Here is a 15724-nt window from a genome sequence, read left to right as displayed (position 1 = left end):
CCCCCCCCCCCCCCCCCCCCCCCCCCCCCCCCCCCCCCCCCCCCCCCCCCCCCCGGGGGCGGCCCGCGGCCGGCGCGCGCCCCCCCCCCCCCCCCCCCCCGGCCCAACCCAGCACGTAGAAACACCGAGCCATGACCCGCTGTTGCTGTTGCTGTTGCTTCAGGCGTTGCTCGTCAGCAGTAGCGGCCGCAGGCCGCGCGGAACCTACAAATGCCGCAGTTCCTGCTTCAGCGTCGCCACGCACCGACGACTGACTTCCAGCGGCTGCTTGCCATGCCGCAGTACCGCCTGCACCTGGCCACCCGTGCCCCGTCGCAGCTCCACCAGCTCGTGCCGCGCCACCAGGCAGTTGCGATGGATGCGCACGAAGCGGCTGGCGAATTCTTCCTCCAGCGATTTCAGCGATTCCTCGATCAGGTCTTCGCCGCGTGCGTGGTGCACCACCACGTACTTTTCCTCGGCCTGCAGGTAGTGGATGTCATCCAGCGGAATCAGGCGCAGGCTGCCGCGCAACCGCGCGCACAGCATGCTGCGGGCCTGGCCGCCGGTGTGCTGCGGTTGGCCATCACGGCCGGCCAGGAAGGTGCGCGCACGCGCAATGGCAGCGGCCAGGCGTTCGGCGCGTACCGGCTTCATCAGATAGTCGATGGCCGCCGCCTCGAACGCGGACAGCGCATGTGCATCGTAGGCGGTGCAGAACACCACCGCCGGGCGCGGCTCGAAGCTGGCCAGGTGGCGCGCGGCCTCCAGTCCATCCAGGCCGGGCATGGCGATGTCCAGCAGGACCAGATCCGGCTGCAGCTCGGCGCAGGCATGCAGGGCCTGCTCGCCGTTGCCGGCCTCGGCCACCACGTCCACGCCGTCCTGCGCGGCCAGCAGGCTGCGCAGGCGCTCGCGCGCCAACGGTTCGTCATCGGCGATGACTACCCTCACGATCATTCCCTCACTGGATCGGCACCGTCACCTGGCAGGCATAGTAGCCCTCGCTCCAGCCAGCCGTCATCCGTGCGGCACGACCGAAGCGCCAGGCCAGGCGATGGCCGATGCTGTGCTGTGCATGGCCGGCGCCCTGCGCCAGGGCAAGCCCGGGCACCTGCGGGTCCGGCGCGGGATTGCGCACCCGGATCAGCAGCTCATTGCCCACGCAGGCCAGCTGCAGTTCGATGATGCCGCCTTCGGGCAGCCGCGAGATGCCGTGCAGCACCGCGTTTTCCACCAGCGGCTGCAGCACCAGGCGCGGCATCGGCAGGCCCCACGGCAGCGGCTCGTCACGCTGCCAGCGCACCTGCAGGCGCTCGCCCAGGCGCAGCGATTCAATGGACAGGTAGCGCTCGGCCAGTTCGCATTCGTCGCGCAGGGTGGAATCGCCTTCGCCTGCACCCAATGCAGCGCGGAACAGATCGGACAGGTCGAGCACGGCGCGCTCGGCCACCGCTGGATCGCGATGCAGCAGGCTGGCGATCAGGTTCATGCTGTTGAACAGGAAATGCGGGCGGATGCGCGCCTGCAGGGCGTCGGCCTGCGCACGCGCATTGGCCTGCACCTGTGCCGCCCAGCGATCGCTTACGTAGAAGTAGCGCAGCGCCAACGCGGTGATCAGCGCCGTGGTGGCGGCACTGCCCAGGGTGAACCGCCAGAAGCCGATGCCGCGTGCGAAGTTGTCACCCAGCACCGCATACAAGGCATGGATGATGCCGGCACACAGCACCGCGATCAGCGCAGCAAGGCCCACCGCGGCCAGGGCGCCAAGCGCCTGCGGCAGCGTCGACAGTGCCCGCCGCAGCAGGCACAGGCTGGCGGTGACAGCCAGCGCCAGCCACAGCGCGAAGCCGCTGGCCGATGCCAGTTCGCCCACGGTCCAGTGACGGCTGCCATCGGGTGCCAACGCCAGCACCACCACCACCAGTTCGGCCAGGCCAAACATCGCCGCCAACCGTGGCAGGCGGCACAGTTCCGGCATCCACGGGGTGGCGGTGCCTGCAGTCATGGCTCAGGCGGTGCCCAGCCGCGCCTGCAACCAGTCACCCAGTGCCTGGATCTCCTCGGCACAGACCTGGTGGGCCATCGGGTAGCTCTGCCACTGCACATCCAGGCCCAGGTTGCGCAGCACCTCGGCACTGTGTGCGGCCACGGCCTGCGGAATCACCGGGTCGCCGCTGCCGTGGGCCATGAACACCGGCACCTGCACGGCACCGTCAACGCGGGTGGCGCGCTCGGCGTCGGGCAGGTAGGTGGACAGTGCGATCAGGCCCGCCAGCGGCGCAGTACGCGCCAGTGCCGCGCTGAGGATCACCGCCCCGCCCTGCGAGAAGCCCGCCAGGAAGATCTGCTCGGCGGCGACACCGCGTTCGATCTCGCGTGCGATCAATGCATCCAGCTGTGCGACCGACTCCTGCACGCCGGCCATGTCGGCGCGCGAGCGGAAGTCCATGCCGACGATGTCGTACCAGCCGCGCATCGGTACGCCGTTGTTGATCGTGATCGGCCGCACCGGTGCGTGCGGGAAGACGAAGCGCAGCGCCGGCCAGTGCGGGCGCACCAGTTCGGGCACGATCGGCGCGAAGTCATGGCCGTCGGCGCCCAGCCCGTGCAGCCAGATCACCGACCACTGCGGCGAGGCGCCGGTCTCCTGTTCCACCGTTTGCAACATGTTGCGGCTCCTGTACGTTCGAGCCGCATTATGCCGCTGGCACGCCGCAATCAGTACATCGGCGGCTGCTCGGCCGCTTCCCGGCGCAGCTGCGCAGCACGCACCAGCACCGGCGGCGGGATGTTCTCTTCGGGGATATCGAGCAGGCCAAGGCGATGCAGGAAGGCGCCCGGCCCACGCAGCGAGGTCAGCGCCACCACCGGCACCGCCAGCACCATGCCGATCACCACCGGCGCCATCCAGGCCGCCAGCGACGGCGACACCGCCCACGCCAGCAGCCCCATGAAGGCACCAAACACGCCCAGGCCGCCGTAGCCGCGCAACAGGGCCATCCAGGAGATGCCACCGTCGTCGCGCTGCTGCGCATCCCAGCCCGAATCGCGGCCGGACAGCACCTCGGCCACGCCGCGCGACTGCACGTACATCACCACCGGTGCCATCAGCGCGGCCAGCACCGTTTCCACCAGCATCGACAGAAATGCGCGCACGGCGCCACCGCAACCGCGGCGTTCGACCGGGTCGAGCAGCATCGCAAGGTAGCCCAGCACCTTGGGCATCAGCAGTACGGCCATGGTGGCGGCGAACAGGCGCACCACCTGCTCTTCGTCCTGTGCGCGCCAATACACGCTGGGCGACAGATGCAGCAGCGCGTTGAAATCGATGCCTTCCTGGAACAGCGGAATGGCGATGCCGATCAGCATCAGCATTGCCCACATCGGGGCGGTGAAGTAGTGGCCGATGCCGATCAGCATGTGCACGCGGCTGATCCAGTGCAGGCCACGGCTGCCGACCACCTTGCCGTGCTGCAGGTTGCCCTGGCACCAGCGGCGGTCACGCACCAGCAGATCGGTCAGGGTCGGCGGGCCTTCTTCGTAGCTGCCCCCCAGGTACGGCACCATGTGCGCGGCCCAGCCACCGCGGCGCATCAGCGCCGCTTCCACGAAATCATGGCTCAGCACGTGGCCGCCGAACGGCTTGCGCCCCGGCAGTTCCGGCAGGCCGGCGTGGTCGGCGAAGGCCCGGGTGCGGATGATCGCGTTGTGCCCCCAGTAGTTGCTTTCGGCACCATGCCACCAGGCCACGCCACGGGCGATCACCGGCCCGTAGACGCGCCCGCCGAACTGCTGCATGCGCGAGAACAGGGTGCGGCCGCCAATCACCGATGGCAGGGTCTGGATCAGGCCGACGTCGGCGTTGTGCTCCATGCCGGCCACCAGGCGCACGATGCTGTCGCCGGTCATCAGGCTGTCGGCATCCAGGATCAGCATCTGCGGGTAGGCGCCACCGAAGCGGCGTACCCAGTCGGCGATGTTGCCGGCCTTGCGTGCGCTGTTGTCGCCACGCCTGCGGTAGAACAGCCGCGCCCGCCCATCGGGCACCAGCTCGCGCAGTTCGGCGAACACCTGCTCTTCGGCGCGGGCGATGTCTTCCCGCCGGGTGTCGCTGAGCACGAAGAAATCGAAGCGCTGCAGTTGCCCGGTGGCGGCCACCGACTCGTAGATCGCGCGCAGGCCGGCCAGCAGCCGCCGCGGGTCTTCGTTGTAGGTGGGCATCAGCAGCGCGGTGCGGCTGTGCACGGTGGGCAGCGGCTTGTCCGGGTCGATGCCCAGACGGTAGCCACGGTCGAACACGGCCGTCAGGAAGCCGGCCACGGCACTGGCAAAGGACAGCGCGATCCAGGCGAACAGGCCGACGAACAGCACCAGCAGGCAGGCTTCCAGCACGCTGATGCCATTGCCGGACAGCACCCGCCACATCATGCGGGTGGCCACGGCGGTCATCGCCACGGTGCCCCCCAGGATGTACAGGCGGCGCAGGCCGATCATGCGCGGCGAGGTGCGATGGCGGCGCACCTTCAGGCGGCCTTCGCGCAACGTCTGTTCCGGCATCACCAGCGGTGATTCGGCCGGTAGCAGGGCCCAGCCCGCGTCAGGACCGGTCGCAGCCGGTCCCGCGTCGGTCGGGTCCGCGTCGATGGTTTGATTCCCCATGGCCGCCTATTCCGCGCAGGCCGCAGGACCGGCCATCCGGGCCGGGCTGCATGCGCCAAGGTTCCTGGCACGCATTCCCGGCGTCCGCACTTGTCCTGTCTGCCACGGCGTCATGCCGCGCAGTCGATGTCTGTCACTACCGGAACCCACACGATCTCCAACGGGGCGGAATCGAAAAATGCGGCTCAGTCTATGGGGCTGAATGTAAGCCGGGTGCGAAGGTCTACGCCGGGAATTGTCCCCATTCAGCAATCAGCAGGCGAACCGCGTCACGGGCGTGGCGGATGTCGCTTGATCGCAGGAAGTACTGGATCGTAACAAACGAGAACGGTTATCATTCCGTTAACCAGGCAGGTCAACGCGCGCAGCGCTGCGGACCCACCCAGCTGCGCCGGACCGTCCGCGCGCCCGACGACCCAGGGAAGGGGGGGCTGCCTGCTGTCTGCGTGCGCCTGCTGCTTCCCCCGGGTCTCTCCTCTCCCTTGGAAGCCGTCATGTCCCCTCTCCGTTCCGCGCGCCTGTCGCGCACCCGCCTGGCCAGTGCCCTGGCCACCGCCTGCCTGCTGGCACTGCCCGCCCTCGCTGCCGCTGAAGCCAGCGCCGATGCCTCGACCAAGGACCTGGACACCGTGGTGGTTACCGCCTCGGGCAACCAGCAGTGGATCAAGGATGCCCCGGCCAGCATCAGCGTGATCAGCCGCGAAGACATCGAACGCCAGCCGGTGCACGACCTGGCTGCCCTGCTCAGCCGCATTCCCGGTGTTACCGGCGGGCTCAGCGCCAGCGGCGAGCAGTCCAAGATCAAGCTGCGCGGCATGCCGTCCAACTACACGCTGGTGCTGGTGGACGGCAAGCGCATGGGCAGTTCGGCCTCGACCAACTACCGCCCCGACCTGGGCCGGCAGGACCTGAACTGGATCGCCCCGGACCAGATCGAGCGCATTGAAGTGGTGCGCGGCCCGATGTCTTCGCTGTACGGCTCGGACGCGATGGGCGGTGTGATCAACATCATCACCAAGCGCATCGGCGATACCTGGAACGGCAGCGCCACCCACAGCTACACCCGCCCGCAGGATGGCAAGCGCGGTGATACCCAGCAGATCGGCGCGACGTTCTCCGGCCCGCTGGGCGAACGCTTCGGCCTGCGCATCGGCGCCAACAGCATGCGCCGCGACTCTGACCGCGACAACGGCGGGGTGTATGGCAACGCCTACGCCGGCGAGAAGGACCGCAACGTCGATGCACTGCTGAACTGGAAGCTGAGCGAGGCGCAGGAGGTTTCGCTGGAAGCCGGCCACGGCGTGCAGCAGGCCTTCATCGCCAAGGCACTGGAAAACCAGGACGAGGGCGCGTGGGGCGCCAGCGAGCTCAAGCGCAGTTCGCTGGCGTTGAACCACGATGGCAAGTGGGACTTCGGTACCTCCAAGTTGAGCGCGTACTGGACCGAGTACAAGAACGATATCGGTGCCACCGGCCGTTCCGAAGCCACCGATACCATCATCGAGGGCAGCCTGAGCACGCCGTTCACCCTGGGCGTTGACCACCAGTTCGCGGTGGGCGGCCAGTGGAAGCGCCAGGAGCTGACCAACACCGACACCATCGGCCAGGCACCGATCGACTACGCTGGCAAGCCGGTGGTCGGTTCCAGCCTGGAAGTGGATACCTGGGCCCTGTTCGTGGAGGACGAGCTGAAGCTGCACAGCACGCTGGCCCTGACCCTGGGTGCCCGCCTGGACCACCATGAGCAGTTCGGCAGCCATGTCAGTCCGCGCGCCTACCTGGTCTGGCACCCGGGCGAGCAGTGGACGATCCGTGGCGGTGTATCCAAGGGCTTCCGCGCCCCCAGCCTGACCGAGAACTCGCCCAGCGCGGCGACCCAGTCCGGCGGCCGCGGCTGCACCTCGCTGATCCCGCTGGGCTACACCCGCGGCGGCTGCTACATGGCCGGCAACCCCGACCTGGCCCCGGAAACCAGCACCAACCGCGAGATCGGCGTCAGCTTCGACAATGATCTGGTCGATGCCGGGCTGACCTACTTCCATACCGACTTCAAGAACAAGATCGAGTACGAAGCACTCGGCTTCTTCAACGGTTACTGGTGGACGCGCATGAGCAACGTGCAGCGCGCGCGCACCAGCGGCATGGAAGGCAACCTCAACTTCCGCTTCGGTGATCACTGGCGCTGGCGCACCTCGGCCACCTGGATGAAGGAGGCCAAGAACCTGACCACCGGCCGCAACCTGATCGACACACCGGAATTCTCCGGCTATTCGTCGCTGGACTGGACGCCGAACACGGTGTTTTCCAGCAGCCTGTCGGCGCAGTACACCGGCAAGCAGACCGGCATGGTCAACACCTTCCTGAAGGCATACACGCTGTATGACCTGACCGCTGCCTGGAACGTCAACGAGGTGCTGACCCTGCGCGGCGGTGTCAGCAACCTGGCCGACAAGAAGCTGTACGCCGAGGGCTCCACCGACTACTTCGTGGCCGGGCGCAGCTACTTCCTCAGCATGACCGCACGCTTCTGACGCGCACTGCGATCGCGCTGGCGACCGGCCAGCGCGATCGTGGGACCGTCGGGTTCAGTCGTTTTCCAGCACGGCCGGCGCGGCATCGCGGCTGGCCGCCTTGCGTGCACGGTCCATCGCCACCGCCAGTTGCTGGCGGGCGAGCAGTTGTTGTGCCTGCACCACTTCGGGTGTTGGCAGGAGCACCGGTCCGGGTGCGTTTTCCGGTGTAGCTGGTGTGGTCATGCAACCTCCATGGACATTCCGCCGTTGCCCGTAAAGCGCGTGGGGCGGCGGCGGACTGCGCACCCTATCCTAAAAAGAAGACGGGTGGGTGACGTGCGACGCCCGGACGCAAGCCCCTGTCCGTAGATCCGTCACATTTTTGACGGTCGGGACTGGAAGGCTGAATGCGGCACATTTATCATGTAAACGTTTTCCCACAGGGACGTCCCTACCTACATGAACGCCGTCGACCTTTCCCGTTTCAGCCCCAAGTGGCAGTTCCGCTTCAATTTCTTCCAGCAGCACGGCGCCCCCAAGGAGCCGGGTTTCAAGCAGGCCTGGAAGGCGCTGTCCTTCGGCGACCGCCTGAAGATCAACCTCAACTTCTTCGCCTTCTTCTTCGGCGCGATCTACCTGTTCATCCTGGGCATGTGGCGCAAGGCCCTGGTGGTGATCGGCATCAACATCGCGCTGGTCGTGGTCACCATGTTCCTGCCGGACATCGTCGCCCGCGCGCTGTTCATTGCCATGAACTTCCTGGTGGCCTCCAGCACCAACTACGCCTATTACCTGGAACAGGTGAAGGGCAACACCAGCTGGAACCCCTTCGAAGGCATGTTCTAAGCCTGCCTGGCTGCCGGGCATTGCCCGGCAGTACCAGCGGTTGCCCGTTGCATCGACGCCCGGCCCTGGCCGGGCGTCGTCATTTGCAGCGTGGCTCAGGCCGCGCGCAATGCCGCCGGCGCCGTTGACTCGGCCTGCAGGCGGAAACGCGACACCGCGATCGCCAGCTGCTCGGCCTGCTCTTCCATCGCCCGCGCGGCGGCCGTTGCTTCTTCCACCAGTGCCGCGTTCTGCTGGGTGGTCTCGTCCATCTGCACCACGGTCTGGTTGACCTGCTCGATGCCGGCCGACTGTTCGCGCGAGGCCGCCGAAATTTCGGCCATGATCTCGTTGACCCGGCCGACCTGGCCGACGATTTCCTGCATCGTGCGCCCGGCACCATGCACCAGCTGCGCACCGGCACCGACATGGCCGACCGACGCGTCGATCAGTTCCTTGATCTCCTTGGCCGCTGCCGCCGAGCGCTGTGCCAGCGCGCGTACTTCGCTGGCAACCACGGCAAACCCACGGCCCTGCTCGCCCGCACGCGCCGCTTCCACGGCTGCGTTCAGCGCCAGGATGTTGGTCTGGAAGGCGATGCCATCGATCACCGAGATGATCTCGGCAATACGCTGCGAGGAGGTCTCGATCTGCTCCATGGTCTGCACCACCTGGCTGACCACCTGCCCGCCCTCGCTGGCCACGCCTGCAGCCGATGCCGCCAGCTTGTTGGCCTGCAGGGCATGATCGGCGTTCTGGCGCACGGTGGAGGTGAGCTCCTCCATCGATGCGGCGGTTTCTTCCAGGTTGGCGGCCTGCTGCTCGGTGCGGCGCGACAGATCGCTGTTGCCCGAGGCGATTTCACCGGCCGCCAGGCGGATGCTGGATGCCGATTGCTGGATCTGGCCGACGATCTGGGTCAACTGCTGCACGGTGCTGTTGGCATCATCACGCATCACCGCAAACACGCCGTGGAAATCACCGTGCATGCGCGTGCTCAGGTCACCGGCGGCGATGGCCCGCAGCAGCGTCGACAGGGCCGCCAGGTTGTGATCGCTGACCTGCATCATGGTGTTGAGCGTTTCCACCATGCGGCGGAAATCATGTTCGAAGCGCTGCGCATCGCCGCGCACGGCGAAGTCACCTGCGGCGGCCGCGGCGGCCAGCTGCTGGATCTGCTCGTTGATGGCCGCCAGGTTGGTCTTGGTGGTCGCCATGGCGGCGGTGAACACGGCCTTTTCGCCCGGCAGCGCTTCCATGTCCACGCTGAGGTCACCCACCGCATAACGCTGCATGACCTCGACCAGGCGCTGGGTGACCGCCGTACTGCCGGCCACCAGCTGGTTGCTGTCGGCCACCATCCGCCCATACTCGCCCGGGAACACCGAGGCATCCATGCGGTAGCTGATCTCGCCGGCATCATGGCGCCGCGCCATCTCCGCCTGCGCCAGCATCACCGCCTGCAGCTGTCCGCGCATACCCTGCATGGCCTCCAGCAGGCGGCCCACTTCGTCGTTGCCCAGCGCGGGCATTGCCGTATCCAGCTTGCCAGCCGCCACGTCGCCGGCGATACGCACCGCCTGCGCCAACGGTCGCACCGCCAGCCGCTGCAGCAGCAGGTAAACGCCACCACTGAGCACCAGTGCGGCCACCACGCCCACCAGCAGGATGATCCACAGCAGTTCGCGGGCCTGGGCCACGATCACTGCGTGCGGCACCACCACACCCAGTGCGAAACGCTGCGGGGCATCGCCCACCTGCAACGGCACATACAGGCGCACATTGCCTGCCGCGTCGGGTTCAAAGGCTTCGAATGTCCGGTCCGCCGCGATCTGCGCCAGCATGCCGACAGTGGCCGCATCGGTGCGCGGCTTGCCGATCTCGGCGGCGTCGGCCGAGGCCAGCACCACGCCCTTGGGCGAGAGCAGCTCAACGCGCCCGGCCCCCATCGGCTTCAGCGTGGCCAGATGCTTCTGCAGCGCAGCCAGCGAGAAGTCCACGGTGAACACGCCCAGGAACGTGCCGTTTTCCACGATCGGCGTGCTCAGCGTGCTCATCAGCACCTGCTGCCCGCCGATATCGTAGGCGTAGGGCTCGCTGACCATCGGCAGCTTGTCGCGGCTGGGCTGCATGTACCAGTTGCCCGACCCGCTGGCCGTGTCGGTGTAATCGGTCATCGGCGACTGCTGCGGCTTGCCGTCCTGCCAGGCCCAGTAGCTCATGTAGCGGCCGGTGGCGTCGTGCGCTTCGGTGTCGACGAACGCGGCGTCCTTGCCGTCAAAGGCATCGGCCTCCCACATGGTGCTCTTGCCCAGCCATTCCGGATGCGCATGCAGCTGCTGGCCGATGACGTTGGCCAGGGCGGCGCGATCCGGGGCGTCGCCACGGGCGCGCTGGGCCAGCACGGTTTCCACCATCGCATCGTTGCTGGCGAAGGCGGTGCCCAGATCGGCAGCCACCTGGCGCGCTTCGGCGCGGGCTTCGCTGGCCATGGTCTGCCGCGAGGATGACACCAGCGCCGAACTGGCCTGGTGGTAGATCAGGAACGCAGTGGCACCAAAGCACAGCAAGGCGATCAGTGCGGTGCCCAGCATCAGCTTATGGGCGATGCTGCCGGGGCGGCGGGCAGCGACGGAACGGGAAGAAGACATGGCAGGATCCGCAGGCAGTTCAGGTCGACCGGCGCCACGACGGCACCGCGCAGATGCGCGATCCGTCGCGCGGGCCGCCTGTCCCACCGGTTCGGAAGCCGGCACGGAAAAGGCGCGCACCGGGTTAGCGGCCGCTGCCGGACGAGGTTGAGGCGCGGAACCCGCACAAAACTGAACCGGCTCAGCTGCCGATCACTCCGTATCGGGCACCACGGCACGCTCGAACACACGCTCACCGATCCACGGCGTACGCGGCAGCACTTCGATGCTGCCGGCCGCGTACTGCTGCAGCACGCCTTCCGGGCCGAAGCGCGGTTGCCAGCCCAGCGTCTGCCGCATCCGGCTGCTGTCGTAGACCCGATCGATGCTGAGCGGCAGCGGCCAGCCGCGGCGTTCGAACTCGGCCAGCAGCTGCGGCGCACGCCGGGCCAGCACCTGGCGTGGGTCGGCGGCCAGCTGCAGGCAGTCGCTGCGCTGGAACGGCGTCGGTGCGCAGGCGATGAAGCGCTGGAACGCCGGGCCGACGTCGTCCACCAGCGCGGCGTGCGCGCTGGCCACGTCGCGTGCGTCGATGCCCCGGTGCAGGCGGAACATGGCCATCCGCTCCGGCGCTTCGGGAAAGCAGCGCGCCATGCGCAGCACGCGCACCTGGAACGCATCGCAGGCAGCGCCCTCGGCCAGCGCTTCGGCCTGCAGCTTGGTGCGGTGATAGATGGTGCGCGGCAGCGGCTCGGTGTCCTCGTCGATCCAGCGGCAGCCACCCGATACCACGGCGTGGCCATACAGCGCGGTGGTACTGGTCAGCACGAAACGCTTCACGCCGGCCTCGCGTGCCAGCTGCAGCAGGTTCGCAGTGGCATCCACGTTGATCTGCTGGAACACCGCGTCGGGTACCAGGTCCACGTGCGGCGCATGCAGCGCAGCGGTGTGGATCACCGCATCCACACCCTGTACCGCGCGCTGCAGCGCCTGGCGGTTGGTCACATCGGCAATGATGCGGGTGGTGGCGAACGGGCTGCGGTCCAGGCCCAGCACTTCATGATCGGCCGCCAGCGCGCCGAAGATGGCACGGCCGATCCGCCCGGAACTTCCGGTCAACAGAATCTTCATTGAATCCATTCACTCGACAACGCCCGGGAGCTACCGGGATGCTTCGATTCTAGGCATGCAACGTGGCGACGGCGATAGGAATCGGCCGCAATCCCGGGTTCAACGTGACGGACGTGGCGTTGCCAACAACTGGCGGGCGACGAACAACGGATCATCGCCTCCCGCCACATCCGGAATGACACCACTGCGTTCCCAGTTGCCTCCGGTGGTCAGGTTCAGCGGCCGCCGATCAGGAATGCTGATCTGATAGCCGCCCGGCAGTGGCACCGGATCGCCGAACATGTGGGCTGCACCGCCGCTGCGGCTGCCTACCACGCGGGCGCGACCGAGCGCCTGCAGCGAATAGGCGACGAACTCCGCAGCCGAACCGGTGCGGCGGTCCACCAGTACCACCAGCGGCTGCGTGTAGGCCGGCAGGCCCGGGGGAGGCAGCAGCACCGGCGTGCGCGTACCGCGCTGCTCGAGTTGCTGCACCGAGGTGATCCTGGGGTCCAGGAAGGCGCGCACCAGCAGATCCGCGCTGCCATCATCGCCGCCGCCGTTCTGGCGCAGGTCCAGCACCAGCCCCGCCGTGTCATCGAGCAGGGTGAACGCTGCCGCCAGCTTCTGCCGTGTCAGCTGCAACGGATAGAAGGTGCTCAGGCGCAGGTAACCGATGTTGCCCTCCAGCACCCGCACCTCGCGCACGCCGGCGCCGTTGCTGCGCGCATCATTGCGCCAGGCCATCAACCAGTCTTCCTGTCCGGCGGACGCCTCCACGTGCTCGACGTGGAAGTGGCCATCGAACACCCCCAGGTCCTGGTTGAGGCGCGCGGCGAAGGCCGAAGGCGTGCTGCAGCTGTCGGCATAGCGCCGTTGCTGTGACCAGGACTGCACCGCATCGGCGATGCGCGCGCCCTCAGCCACATCCAGGTACTGCGTGCGAACGGCCTCTGCAGCCGCCTGCAGTACCGGCTGCTGCGCCGGGCATGCCGCCGCCAGCACTGCCCCCCATAGCCAGGAAACCGCCATGACTGCCCTCGTCTTGTAGATATATAAGCACTTATATATCATCGCCCGCATGGATCTCCAACATGCGACCCTCGGCACCCTGCTGCGCGCCCTGCTCGACCAGCTCGATCCCGCCGTCGAACAGGCCTATCGCGGTCTGCAACTGGACTACCGGCCGCGTTATACCCCGGTGCTGCGCACGTTGATGGCGCAGGGGCCCTGCCGGATCAAGGATCTGGCCGAGGCCTGTGGCTTGAGCCATTCCGCACTGAGCCAGACCGTGGCGACGATGGTGCGCGAGGGCTGGCTGCTGGCTGGCAGCGGCGAGGATGGCCGCGAGCGGATCCTGCAATTGAGTGAGCGTGCCGAGCAGGCGTTGCCGGCGCTGCAGGCGCAGTGGCAGGCGACGGCGGCGGCCGCACGGAGTCTCGACGCCGACCTGGGGCAGCCGTTGGCACCGGTGCTGAGGCAAGCGCTGCAGGCACTGCAGCAACGCCCGTTCGCGCAGCGCCTGCAGCAGGCGCGCGGCGGCTGAGGGGGACGCAACGATCAGCCGTCGCTGCGGGCCGACACCAGACGCAGGAAAGCGTCGTGCTGGTAGCGGCTCATCCGCAGCTGCTGGCCATTGTCCAGGGTCAGCACGTGGTGGCCATTGAACCAGGGATGCAGGGTCTTGACCCGTGCGATGTTGACGATCGCCGAGCGGTGCACGCGTGCAAAGTGACGCGGGTCAAGTCGCTCGGCCAGGCTGTTCATGGTTTCCCGCAGTTCGTGCACCCGATCGGCCAGGTGCAGCAGCACGGTGTTGCGGTTGGCGCGCACCCAGAGGATGTCCTCCACCGGCAGCAGCAGCACCGCTTCACCGTCGCGCACGGCGATCCGCTGCAGGTAGTCTTCGCGCTTGCGCAGCACATCCAGTGCTTGCAGAAGACGGCTGTTGTCGGCCGCTCCGGCGGCCTGTGCCAGCCGCGTCTTGGCCCGCTGCAGGGTGGCCGCAAAGCGCTCGCGACTGAACGGCTTGACCAGGTAATCCACCGCATTCGATTCGAAGGCACGCACCGCATAGTGCTCGTAGGCCGTAACGAATACCGTGGCCGGCATGCGGGCCGCGCCGATGGTGGCCAGTACATCCAGACCGGTGATACCGGGCATCTGCACATCCAGAAAAACCAGGTCCGGTGACTGCGCGCGTATCGCCGCCACCGCCGACACACCGTCGCCACATTCGGCCACGCTGTCGATGTCAGGATCACCCTGCAACAGGCGCAGCACCGCGCGGCGCGCGATCGGCTCGTCGTCCACCACCAGCACGCTGAGCTTCATGGCATGCCGCCGTGCGCGACGAATTCGGGTGCCTCATCGGCATCCTCCAGCGCGCGGAACGGCAGCCGCACCCGGCAGGCCACGCCCTGCGGCCACAGCAGTTCCAGCCGGACTTCGGCCGCGTCTCCATACAGCTCGCGCAGGCGCAGGCGGGTATTGGACAGGCCGATGCCGTGACCACCGGATGCACCGGGCTGCTGCAACGTACTGTTGTGGTTGCGCACCTCGATACACAGCACATCACCGTCGCGCCGCGCTTCGATCTCCAGAATGTCCTGCCCGACGTTGCGGCCGATGCCGTGACGCAATGCGTTCTCCACCAGCGGCTGCAGGATCAGGCTCGGCACGGCACCATCCAGCAGTTCCGGCGCCACGTAGATGCGGCTCTGCAGGCGATCCTTGAAGCGCGTGCGCTGGATACCCAGGTACAGCTCGATCAGGTCCAGCTCCTGGCGCAGGGTGATTTCCTGGCCGTCGTAGTCCTCAAGGAAGGCGCGCAGCAGTTCGCTCAGGCGTAGCAGCATGTCTTCGGCGCCGGCTTTGTCCTCATCCAGCAGGGTGACGATGGCGTGCAGCGTGTTGAACAGGAAATGCGGCTGCAACTGCGATTTCAGCGCCAGCAGCCGCGACTGCGCCAGCTCGGTTGCCAGACGGCCCGCTTCCACCTCGCGCCGGGTCTTTTCCTGCTGGAAGTGCAGCGCCTGCTGGATCGCAAACAGCGCCCAGTAGGTCAGCAGGCCGATGGCGAAATGCTGGGCGATGAAGTACCAAAACTGTTCACCGAAGCCGCTCGGTTCGAACACGGTGGAAACCATTGCGCCCAGCACCATTGCCAGCAGGGTGACGGCGAAACTTGCAAGCAGCTGCATGCCCAGCCCCCCCAGCCTGCGCTGCGGCTGCAGTGGATAGCGCTCGCCCAGACGGAACACCAGCGGTGCCAGTGCGGCCCAGGTGAACCACTGGATCAATGCCCAGCGCAGGTAGTCCTCGAAGGGAAAACTGGCACCCGTCAGGCTGTGGGTCAGCACCCGTTGCAGGGTGAAGGCCACGGCCACCGCCAGCCACAGCAGCAGATAACGGAACACATCGATATGGGTGCTGCCAAGGCGGATCTTCATCGGAGCATCCGAAGCGCCCGGACCGGGCCTGCGCCATCTTAGGCAGAGGCCGGCGACGAGAGAAGCACGGCGTAGGCGCAGTGCGATTGGTCCCGCCGCCACGACGATTGGTCCCGGATCGGTTGCCGGCCAGGAGCCGTCACGCACAGATGGCGTGTCCCCAACACAAGGCCCGACCATGCATCCGCTCACCCGAATGGCGACTGCCGCCCTGCTCTGCCTTGCCCCCACCACACAGGCCGCGCCGCTGCATTACCTCACCCTGATCAACCGTGCGCACGCCGCGGCTTCCACAGTGGAGGTCGCAGAGCACGGTAGCGAGGACTTCCATGCACTGGTGCTGGCGGGGCCCATCGAGGGTGGCGGCGGCCAGGCCACGGTCGCCCTGCGCGAAACCGGCTGCCGCCTTGATCTACGATTCCAGTTCAGTGATGGACGGCGTGCGCGGTATAGCGACACCAATGTATGTCGCGGCGATGCACTGGTGATTGCACCATTGCCTGCCCGGTAATCCAGCGTCAAGCGCGCGCGCAGGCCGGGTGATTGGCTGCCG

General features: G+C 67.4%; 14 protein-coding genes. 4 read left to right on the top strand and 10 right to left on the bottom strand.

From position 1 onward, the window contains the following. Positions 1–204: 204 nt before the first annotated feature. Genes ACVOLJ_RS16740 through mdoH form a run of 4 tightly spaced genes read right to left on the bottom strand, consistent with a single transcriptional unit; the run spans position 205 to position 4641 of the window. Entirely contained in the window at positions 205–939 is a 735-nt protein-coding gene (locus ACVOLJ_RS16740) for a LytR/AlgR family response regulator transcription factor (protein WP_481564651.1), read from the bottom strand. A gap of 4 nt (positions 940–943) precedes the next feature. Then, entirely contained in the window at positions 944–1960 is a 1017-nt protein-coding gene (locus ACVOLJ_RS16735) for a sensor histidine kinase (RefSeq protein WP_481564652.1), read from the bottom strand. 30 nt (positions 1961–1990) lie between these two features. Next, positions 1991–2650, bottom strand: coding sequence for an alpha/beta hydrolase (locus ACVOLJ_RS16730; RefSeq protein WP_481564650.1), 660 nt, complete (start codon positions 2648–2650; stop codon positions 1991–1993). Positions 2651–2700: 50 nt separating this feature from the next. Next, complete coding sequence (gene mdoH / locus ACVOLJ_RS16725) at positions 2701–4641, bottom strand: glucans biosynthesis glucosyltransferase MdoH (protein WP_481564649.1); 1941 nt, start codon at positions 4639–4641, stop codon at positions 2701–2703. Positions 4642–5135: 494 nt separating this feature from the next. On the opposite strand from mdoH, the gene ACVOLJ_RS16720 reads away from it, so the two are divergent. Beyond that, entirely contained in the window at positions 5136–7172 is a 2037-nt protein-coding gene (locus ACVOLJ_RS16720) for a TonB-dependent receptor domain-containing protein (protein ID WP_481564648.1), read from the top strand. Positions 7173–7226: 54 nt separating this feature from the next. Here the strand turns inward: ACVOLJ_RS16720 and ACVOLJ_RS16715 are convergent, their stop codons facing one another. Beyond that, entirely contained in the window at positions 7227–7397 is a 171-nt protein-coding gene (locus ACVOLJ_RS16715) for a hypothetical protein (protein ID WP_481564647.1), read from the bottom strand. 216 nt (positions 7398–7613) lie between these two features. Here ACVOLJ_RS16715 and ACVOLJ_RS16710 point away from each other — a divergent pair, with 216 nt between their 5' ends. Next, the gene (locus ACVOLJ_RS16710) at positions 7614–8000 is read left to right on the top strand and encodes a DUF2628 domain-containing protein (protein ID WP_475278410.1); all 387 of its coding nucleotides are present in this window, start codon (positions 7614–7616) and stop codon (positions 7998–8000) included. 95 nt (positions 8001–8095) lie between these two features. On the opposite strand, the gene ACVOLJ_RS16705 is transcribed toward ACVOLJ_RS16710, so the two are convergent. The 3 genes from ACVOLJ_RS16705 to ACVOLJ_RS16695 form a co-directional block, all read right to left on the bottom strand. Further along, complete coding sequence (locus ACVOLJ_RS16705) at positions 8096–10630, bottom strand: methyl-accepting chemotaxis protein (RefSeq protein ID WP_481564646.1); 2535 nt, start codon at positions 10628–10630, stop codon at positions 8096–8098. Positions 10631–10822: 192 nt separating this feature from the next. Continuing rightward, the gene (locus tag ACVOLJ_RS16700; protein WP_475278412.1) at positions 10823–11740 is read right to left on the bottom strand and encodes an NAD-dependent epimerase/dehydratase family protein; all 918 of its coding nucleotides are present in this window, start codon (positions 11738–11740) and stop codon (positions 10823–10825) included. A gap of 99 nt (positions 11741–11839) precedes the next feature. Then, positions 11840–12751, bottom strand: coding sequence for a S41 family peptidase (locus ACVOLJ_RS16695; RefSeq protein WP_481564645.1), 912 nt, complete (start codon positions 12749–12751; stop codon positions 11840–11842). 49 nt (positions 12752–12800) lie between these two features. On the opposite strand from ACVOLJ_RS16695, the gene ACVOLJ_RS16690 reads away from it, so the two are divergent. Beyond that, complete coding sequence (locus ACVOLJ_RS16690) at positions 12801–13265, top strand: MarR family winged helix-turn-helix transcriptional regulator (protein ID WP_481564644.1); 465 nt, start codon at positions 12801–12803, stop codon at positions 13263–13265. 14 nt (positions 13266–13279) lie between these two features. Here the strand turns inward: ACVOLJ_RS16690 and ACVOLJ_RS16685 are convergent, their stop codons facing one another. Both ACVOLJ_RS16685 and ACVOLJ_RS16680 read right to left on the bottom strand, forming a co-directional pair. After that, positions 13280–14053 carry a LytR/AlgR family response regulator transcription factor gene (locus tag ACVOLJ_RS16685; RefSeq protein ID WP_475278416.1) on the bottom strand — a complete coding sequence of 258 codons (774 nt, stop codon included), beginning with the start codon at positions 14051–14053 and terminating at the stop codon, positions 13280–13282. Further along, a complete protein-coding gene (locus tag ACVOLJ_RS16680) occupies positions 14050–15171 on the bottom strand; it encodes a sensor histidine kinase (protein WP_481564643.1) in 1122 nt (373 codons plus the stop codon). The genes ACVOLJ_RS16685 and ACVOLJ_RS16680 overlap by 4 nt, the downstream gene beginning before the upstream one ends. Before the next feature lie 178 nt (positions 15172–15349). On the opposite strand from ACVOLJ_RS16680, the gene ACVOLJ_RS16675 reads away from it, so the two are divergent. Then, positions 15350–15682, top strand: a complete 333-nt coding sequence (locus tag ACVOLJ_RS16675) for a hypothetical protein (RefSeq protein ID WP_481564642.1) — start codon at positions 15350–15352, stop codon at positions 15680–15682. Positions 15683–15724 lie beyond the last annotated feature (42 nt).

It is taken from the genome of Stenotrophomonas sp. STEN046, from assembly GCF_056759755.1.
Note: the sequence above shows the minus strand (reverse complement) of the source record. Positions and strands in the feature narration are given on the sequence as shown.